We start from the raw sequence: 7,843 nt of genomic DNA on the forward strand, positions 1-7,843 counted from the left end.
ACCAACAGGATTCCATCGTGCAGCCAGATATCTCCGTACAGAATGTGAGCAAAATCTACGCAGACGGATTTCACGCCCTGAAGAAAATCAATCTTGACATTAAACGAGGCGAAATCTTCGCCTTACTTGGGCCAAACGGGGCGGGCAAAACGACGCTGATCAGTATTATCTGCGGTATCGTTAACCTTAGTGAGGGCCGTGTGCTGGCGGCTGGCTACGATATCGTCAAAGATTACCGGCAAGCTCGCTCTAAAATAGGCCTGGTTCCCCAGGAACTGAATACCGACGCCTTCGAGACCGTATGGGACACCGTCGCCTTCAGCCGCGGCCTGTTCGGCAAAGGCCCTGATCCTGCCCATCTGGAAAAAGTACTTCGGGATCTCTCGCTTTGGGACAAACGCAATAATCGCATTTTGGCGTTGTCCGGAGGTATGAAACGTCGGGTGATGATTGCCAAGGCTTTGTCACATGAACCCCAGATCCTGTTTCTGGATGAACCTACTGCGGGCGTTGATGTGGAATTACGCCGGGATATGTGGAATATGGTCCGCGGCCTGCGAGACAAAGGCGTCACCATTATTCTGACTACCCATTACATCGAGGAAGCAGAAGAAATGGCGGACCGCATCGGTGTGATTCGGGAAGGGGAAATCATTCTGGTGGAAGAGACCCACCGCCTGATGGCAAAGCTTGGCAAAAAAGAGCTTCGGCTACAACTTCAGGCCCCGCTGGACAAGATACCCGGCATCCTGGCACTTGAACCACTGGCGCTGTCTGAGGATGGTTATGAGCTGGTCTACACCTTTGATGCCCAACAAGAGCAGGCAGGCGTAGCAAGGTTGCTTCGACAACTCGGGGACCAGGGCATTGATTTCAGGGATCTGCAGACCCGGGAAAGTTCTCTTGAAGAGATTTTCGTCGGGCTTGTACACGAATAAACCGGCGCCTGCCCAACCAGCTCAGAACGTCTGGTACATCCTCTCGGGAGAAAGCAATGAATACGCACGGAATACGGGCAATCTATAAGTTTGAAATGGCCCGCATGTGGCGAACCCTGATGCAAAGTATCGCCTCGCCTGTGATATCCACTTGTCTTTATTTTGTGGTGTTCGGGTCTGCAATCGGCTCTCGCATGGGCGATATTGATGGCATCAGCTATGGGGCATTTATCATTCCCGGGCTGATCATGCTATCGCTACTGATGCAGAGCATTTCCAACGCCTCCTTCGGCATCTACATGCCGAAATTCTCTGGCACCATCTATGAGGTGCTTTCGGCGCCGGTCTCCTACGTTGAAGTAGTGATTGGCTATGTAGGCGCAGCTGCCACCAAGTCCGTCATCCTGGGCCTGATTATCCTCATTACAGCAAGGCTGTTTGTCCCCTATGATATTCTGCATCCGTTCTGGATGTTTGCGTTCCTCGTTCTCACCGCAGTCACGTTCAGCCTGTTTGGTTTTATTATCGGTATCTGGGCGGATGGCTTTGAAAAGCTCCAGATCGTGCCGCTGATGATTGTGACGCCTCTGGTTTTTCTTGGAGGCACGTTCTACTCCATCGATATGCTCCCTGATATCTGGCAAACCATAACGCTGTTTAATCCCGTGGTGTATCTGATCAGCGGATTCCGGTGGGCCTTTTACGGGGTGTCTGACGTCCATATTGGCATCAGCGTGGGGATGACCCTGTTCTTCCTGTTTGCCTGTATGGCCGGCATCTGGTGGATATTCAAAACCGGCTACCGTTTGCGTAGCTGATGATGCCCAGAGGCGAATATTATGAGTTCACCTGTCCATCATCCAAGGATTATAGTGGCCAGTTTGCTGCTGACACTTGCGGGTTGCGTCCACAGCAATGAACTGTCGTTTGAGTCAGAAACGGCCTGTCTGATGAACGACGTTCAATCGATTGCCATCGACATCGAAGTTGCCCGCTCATCCGAACAACGACAACAGGGATTAATGGGCAGAACCACGCTTGGTAAAACTGACGGCATGTTGTTTGTTTACAAGGACAAGCGCCCGCCCTCCCATACTTTCTGGATGCGGAATACGCTGATTCCACTGGATATTGCCTTTATTGACAGCTCAGGTACTATTCGTGCAATCAATACCATGGAGCCTTGCTCCAACGACGTATTACGCTGTCCAACCTATCCGGCCGGCGCCTCGTTCACATTGGCGCTGGAAATGAACAAAGGGTATTTTGCTCAGAACGGGTTTGCCGTGGGGCACCGTTTCGCCCTCAACGACATTTGCCAGTGAGCGTTTATCGAAGTGGGTTGTTGTTAGTGCCCCCTCCAATCCGGCTTTCGTTTCTCAAGAAAGGCGCAAATGCCTTCCTGAGCATCCACGGCGTCGAGATTTTCCGCCATCACATTGGAGGTATAGTCATAAGCCTCCGCAAGCCCCATTTCCAACTGGTGATAGAACGCCTCTTTACCGATCTTCAGCGTATGGCTGGATTTCCCGGCAATGGTGGTTGCCAGTGAATGAACCGTTTCATCAAGTGCAGCGTCATCCACAACACGATTGATCAGACCGGTCTGCTCTGCTCTTTCCGCGCTGATCATGTTGCCAGTCAACAGCATCTCCATGGCGTGCTTGCGTGATACGTTTCGGGACAATGCCACCATCGGCGTTGAACAGAACAGCCCGATATTGACGCCCGGCGTCGCAAACCGCGACGAGGTGGTCGCAATCGCCAGATCACAGCTTGCCACAAGCTGACAGCCAGCGGCCGTTGCGACGCCTTTAACCTTGGCAATCACCGGTTGGGACAACCCGATAATTTGCTGCATGACCTTGCTACAGAGCTGAAACAAACGCTGCTGCGCATCCGTCTGATCAAATTGCTCGCGGATTTCTTTCAGATCGTGCCCCGCACAGAACACAGGGCCTGCTGCCGTTAACACAACCACTCGGGTGTTCTCGTCTTCGGCAAGCTGGTTGAGCGCTCCAGACAATGCCTCCAGCATGGACATGGACAAACTGTTCCGGCGATCAGGCTGATTCAGCGTCACGGTTGTAATACCGTCGACCGTGTTAACAAGCACGAGAGAGTCAGACATTGTCATAAAAGCCCCTTATTGTTTCAGCAGATCCACACCAGTATTGAAGAGTTTGTCGACCCTGTCGAATGGTGTTTGGCGAATTTTTGCTACAGTGAAGGAATAGAGTTTGTTCAAGCGACCCACCTACCCGTGAGGGGTGCCCCGATGTCTTACGACAACATTTTCGACGCCAGCTATAAACGGGTTCTCGAAACCGGCACCGATGGAACCGATTTTTTCGAGACCTTTTACCAGCATTTTCTGGACTCCTCCGCTCTGATCAGCGAGCAGTTCCTGAACACCGATATGGAAAAGCAGCGCAGGATGCTTAAAAAATCCTTCTACAGCCTGATCTCTTTCTATGCGAGCGGCGCCGCAGACAATGTACTCGAGAAAATCGCCTATAAACACAGCGCCCGGGAGCTGGACATAAAACCCGCTTTCTATGATTGTTGGATGGACAGCCTCGTCGCCACCGTTCACGATTATGACCCGGAGTTCGATAACGACGTGGAACTGGCCTGGCGGCTGGTGATGAGCCTCGGGATAACCTACATGAAATTCAAATACGATCGGTGTTGAGGCTGATGCCGCATCGCGCAGAATGACGACTGTTATCGGTTATCCGAAAAATACGCCTTAACCAAGCCGACCACCCCCTCGACATCCTTTGCAGAAACATCCAGATGCGTAACCAGCCGTGTTCTCGCCGCTGGCATCATCACGACATCATGTGACGCCATATGTTCCCGCAACCCTTGGCAATCCTGCTCCCGGAACCTGACAAACACCATATTGGTGTCGCAGGATAAAACCTCAACGCCCTGGATCTGTGCCAGGCCCTCGGCCAAAAGCCAGGCGTGCTGATGGTCTTCCGCGAGTCGATCAACATGCCAGTCCAAAGCGTGATGACAGCCCGCTGCGATAATGCCGGACTGCCGCATGCCGCCACCAAGCATCTTCCGGATTCGTTTTGCTGTGGCGATGAATTCATCGCTACCCACCAGAACGGAACCGACCGGAGCGCCGAGGCCTTTGGAAAAACACAGCGACACTGAATCAAACCCCTGACAAAGTTCAGACAGTGGCTTCCCGGTCGCAACCGACGCATTAATAAGACGGGCACCATCAAGATGAGTCGCAAGCCCCCGTTCTTTCGCAAACCCCGTTGCTCTATTAATATACTCCTGCGGAATCACCCTGCCCTGAAACGTGTTCTCCAACGCCAGCAGGCGGGTACGGGCATAATGAAAATCGTCCAGCTTTATCGCCTCAGCGATATCTTCCAGCGACAAGGTTCCATCCGACTGGTGCCGGACCGGCTGCGGCTGAATGCTTCCAAGTACCGCGGCGCCCCCCGCTTCATACTTGTAAAGGTGAGCATGCTGGCCCGCAATAAACTCGTCGCCTCGCTGACAGTGAGACATTAACGCCGTCAGATTGCTTTGGGTGCCAGTAGGAAAAAATAACGCAGCCGGATAGCCTGCGCGCTGGGCAACCGCGTCTTCAAAGGCATTAACGCTGGGATCATCGCCGAATACGTCGTCTCCAACGGAAGCCTTGCTCATGGCTTCCCGCATGGCGGCTGTAGGCTTGGTCACGGTGTCACTGCGCAGGTCGATGGTCATGATGTAAGCGCCTCGAGAAGGATATCGGTCTTAAAGTTTTGACAGTTCATCCTGCAGGTCATCTTTTAATTCTGATGGCTCAGTGATCCATAAGGTTTTATCGGAGCCCGGGAATACACCAATTTCCAGCCCATCCTTCTCAAGACCCGGCACCCATTTCTTGAAGAACTCCGGCAACGAAATGCTCTTGGGAACCAGGCCATCAGAATCTTCAGAGTATTCGCGGGCAAATTCCGATTCCGGCCAAACCGGTAAGTACTCATAGCCGCCGTCTTCAGCAACAATCTTCAGAAATCGATTCTCGGCGTTAACCAGTATCCAGATTTCCCGGTCTTCAACGACTTTGCTCAGAAAATAGTCGAACCGCTCTTCCCCGTCTATACCAAGCACTTGCTGTAATTCATCGCTGCTCATAGTGACGTTCCTTTCAGGGCAAGCTTTACCGCCTGCTCCACATGAATTTCGGTTGTGTCGTACAGTTTCACGTGGGTCATTGAACCACTACAGGTATCGGAGCTGTTAATCAGCAGACCAATCTCCGTACACCCCAAAATCACGGCCTGGGCACCTTTATCAGCCAAAGACGACACTATATCAAGATACGCTGCCCTGGAATCCGGGTTAATGACCCCGCGGCACAGTTCCTCGTAGATAACTTTATGGATGATGTTACGCTGGCTTTCATCCGGCACGATGACTTCGATTCCATGGGCCTCAAGCCGTTCCCGATAAAATGCCTGCTCCATCGTGAACCGTGTACCCAGCAATCCCACACGGGTTATCCCATCCTGCAGGAGTGCTTCAGCCGTGGCGTCCGCAATATGCAGCAATGGCAACTCTGTTGCGTCTGAAATCTGGGCAGCAACTTTGTGCATGGTATTGGTACAGAGAACCAGGAAATCGGCGCCTGCCAACTGAAGCGACCGGGCTGCCGATCCAAGAATTTCAGCGGTGGCCTCCCAATCCCCCTGATTTTGAAGCGCCTCAATCTCGGCAAAATCAACGCTATAGAGAATGAGCCTCGCAGAATGAAGCCCGCCTAACTGCTCGGCAACCTTCTGATTGAGTAGACGGTAGTAGGTCTGGGTTGATTCCCAACTCATGCCGCCGATCAGGCCTATGGTTTTCATGGAGCTTGTCCGATGTATCGTCTTTGAGTGGGGGAAATCGCCGGGAAAATAAAATCTTACGTTATTTCAGAATAGAGGTGAATAGAATCGGGTGACTAGCTCTAGAGCCATAGTATTTTCAACTCCTAAGTGAGTCATTACTCAGGAAGTCTGAATGAGGGAGCGGCAAAAGTAGACGTGAGGGAACGTAATAGATTCAAGTGCGGAAATTTAAAGCGTCGACAACAGTCACTTGTAACGACGCTTTGCACCCACACACTTGCTGTCTGCTCGCGAGCGATTTCAAGCAACGCCAGTTTCAATATTGCAGGTTGACGGAAACAGCGCATCATTGCTGAATCCGTCAACTTCGGGAACTGTCCTGAGCTTGAGAATGATGCCCGAATACCGTTGCTCAGAGTCTATAACTGAACTGGGTATAGCGTCTTATCTCGTACCAGTGAAAAAGGAGGCGATTTTACCATTGCTCGCGCCGAACTCTATACCACCAGCATCCGCTGGGTTGAAAGTACCCACACCTAGATACTCGCCATCCCTTTGCGAACCTGTAACTTCACCCACAGCATTGCAACCTGAAGCTTCATAGTTGAGTTCATAAACATTGATCGCAGGAACCGGAATCGTAATCTGGCCCTTGAGAATACATCCTCTGTCAACGCCATTTATCCCACCGTCGACATCAACAGTGATTTGCGGTTCTGCACCGGCAGTGGTCTTGTAGAGGCCCTGAATTTGGTCGAAAGTCAGAGTTTGATCACTGGCCACGCTATCCCGTGTAATCGTAAATTCATCTACGATGCCTGAAGGATCAAACGTCGCAGATTCATTTGAAACAGCCGTACTTGTGAGAGCCCCAGGCGAACGGAACCACTTATCGAAGAGTTCGTATTCAACGGCCGTTCCCACTACGTTGGTGCCATCAAACGTCAGGGTGCCCGAAGTAATTGAATCGGCTCCCAGAATGAAGGAAAAGTTACCCGTCGGACTCAAAAACATCATGCCCTCGACGGCTGGGGTCTCATTCGTATAAGTCACTTCGCCGAGAAAAACACCGGCTTCTGGTGTTGCATCAGGTCCCACGAAGTAGTCTTTAACACCTTGCCCCGAAAAGTCATCTCGACCACTTGAGGTATCTTCAGGAGGCGGAGTCTCATCTCTTACGGTGGTAGAGCTACTGGAACCGCCACCACACGCACTTAACAGAAGCGCAGCAGCGCATACTCCCGGTATGAAAACTTTTTTGAGCTCGAGTGTTCCAGACATCTTTAATTCCTTAAATTGTACGTTACGTGCGTGGGCGACAAGCAAACGTATCAGCCGATACCTTTGTGGCTACGTCGCAAATATGTGCACTCATCCTAATAAGGAGTGAAGGTGGCTTGCAAATTACATTTTGTTACACATTCATTATGCACGGTTACCATAATAAAATCATCGGGCTTGGGATGGCTTTAACGGGATTTTACAATTGCGGTATTAATGGTGCCCGGAGCCGGACTTGGACCGGCACAGCCTAACGGCCGTGGGATTTTAAAACCCTTGGATTCCAGCTTGTGTTCAATCAGGTAGTGCACCGCGTGTTCGAAGGTGCCGGACTGGAGTTATTTCTGGTAGTTGATGACGACCAAGGCGTTCTGGTCGTAGTTGTAGTGCTTGGAAGGTGTTTTCGGGGTTTTTCTACAGCCTCAACGACAACAGCATGCGCGGCTACGGAATGGAGGTGGAGGTGAAGCTGCAATGAAGTAGGCGTCGCCATGACTGTGATTGTCACAAAAGTGATTTAAGGAAGGATGTTCATTGAGCGTTACTCTCTCTGTTGATGCAATCAACGTCAGAGCTTTTGAGCCTACAGTCGTCTTTGTCCAGCACTAGGAACTCTTTGTTTCCAATAACAAAATGTACTAACTTTCCATAATTGGATTCAGGGCTAGCCACAGAAAAAAGTATGGAAACAACAACAGCAAGAGATGCAAATAAGAATGAACCGCCCCGGGTATCGCGGAGGCCCGTTGGTTTAAGTCACGCTGCCATAGC

General features: G+C 51.3%; 9 protein-coding genes. 4 read left to right on the top strand and 5 right to left on the bottom strand.

The window, feature by feature from the left end:
- Positions 1 to 17: 17 nt before the first annotated feature.
- Genes WEB64_RS16710 through WEB64_RS16720 form a run of 3 tightly spaced genes read left to right on the top strand, consistent with a single transcriptional unit; the run spans position 18 to position 2,263 of the window.
- Positions 18 to 938, top strand: coding sequence for an ABC transporter ATP-binding protein (locus WEB64_RS16710; protein WP_368065718.1), 921 nt, complete (start codon positions 18 to 20; stop codon positions 936 to 938).
- A gap of 56 nt (positions 939 to 994) precedes the next feature.
- The gene (locus tag WEB64_RS16715) at positions 995 to 1,756 is read left to right on the top strand and encodes an ABC transporter permease (protein ID WP_368065719.1); all 762 of its coding nucleotides are present in this window, start codon (positions 995 to 997) and stop codon (positions 1,754 to 1,756) included.
- Between the two features lie 21 nt (positions 1,757 to 1,777).
- Positions 1,778 to 2,263 carry a DUF192 domain-containing protein gene (locus tag WEB64_RS16720; RefSeq protein WP_368065720.1) on the top strand — a complete coding sequence of 162 codons (486 nt, stop codon included), beginning with the start codon at positions 1,778 to 1,780 and terminating at the stop codon, positions 2,261 to 2,263.
- A gap of 23 nt (positions 2,264 to 2,286) precedes the next feature.
- Here WEB64_RS16720 and WEB64_RS16725 read toward each other — a convergent pair whose 3' ends face one another.
- Positions 2,287 to 3,075, bottom strand: coding sequence for an enoyl-CoA hydratase (locus WEB64_RS16725; protein ID WP_368065721.1), 789 nt, complete (start codon positions 3,073 to 3,075; stop codon positions 2,287 to 2,289).
- A gap of 141 nt (positions 3,076 to 3,216) precedes the next feature.
- Between WEB64_RS16725 and WEB64_RS16730 the strand changes: the two genes are divergently transcribed.
- Entirely contained in the window at positions 3,217 to 3,633 is a 417-nt protein-coding gene (locus tag WEB64_RS16730; RefSeq protein ID WP_368065722.1) for a globin, read from the top strand.
- A 32-nt stretch (positions 3,634 to 3,665) separates the two neighbouring features.
- On the opposite strand, the gene ltaE is transcribed toward WEB64_RS16730, so the two are convergent.
- The 4 genes from ltaE to WEB64_RS16750 form a co-directional block, all read right to left on the bottom strand.
- Positions 3,666 to 4,682 carry a low-specificity L-threonine aldolase gene (gene ltaE / locus WEB64_RS16735; protein WP_368065728.1) on the bottom strand — a complete coding sequence of 339 codons (1,017 nt, stop codon included), beginning with the start codon at positions 4,680 to 4,682 and terminating at the stop codon, positions 3,666 to 3,668.
- A gap of 27 nt (positions 4,683 to 4,709) precedes the next feature.
- Positions 4,710 to 5,093 carry a DUF2750 domain-containing protein gene (locus tag WEB64_RS16740; RefSeq protein WP_368065723.1) on the bottom strand — a complete coding sequence of 128 codons (384 nt, stop codon included), beginning with the start codon at positions 5,091 to 5,093 and terminating at the stop codon, positions 4,710 to 4,712.
- Entirely contained in the window at positions 5,090 to 5,809 is a 720-nt protein-coding gene (locus tag WEB64_RS16745; RefSeq protein WP_368065724.1) for an aspartate/glutamate racemase family protein, read from the bottom strand. Before WEB64_RS16745 ends, WEB64_RS16740 begins: the two co-directional genes overlap by 4 nt.
- A gap of 426 nt (positions 5,810 to 6,235) precedes the next feature.
- Positions 6,236 to 7,072: a hypothetical protein gene (locus tag WEB64_RS16750; protein WP_368065725.1), complete on the bottom strand. Its 837-nt coding sequence runs from the start codon at positions 7,070 to 7,072 to the stop codon at positions 6,236 to 6,238.
- Positions 7,073 to 7,843 lie beyond the last annotated feature (771 nt).

Source organism: Marinobacter sp., assembly GCF_040882185.1.
Taxonomy (GTDB): Bacteria; Pseudomonadota; Gammaproteobacteria; order Pseudomonadales; family Oleiphilaceae; genus Marinobacter.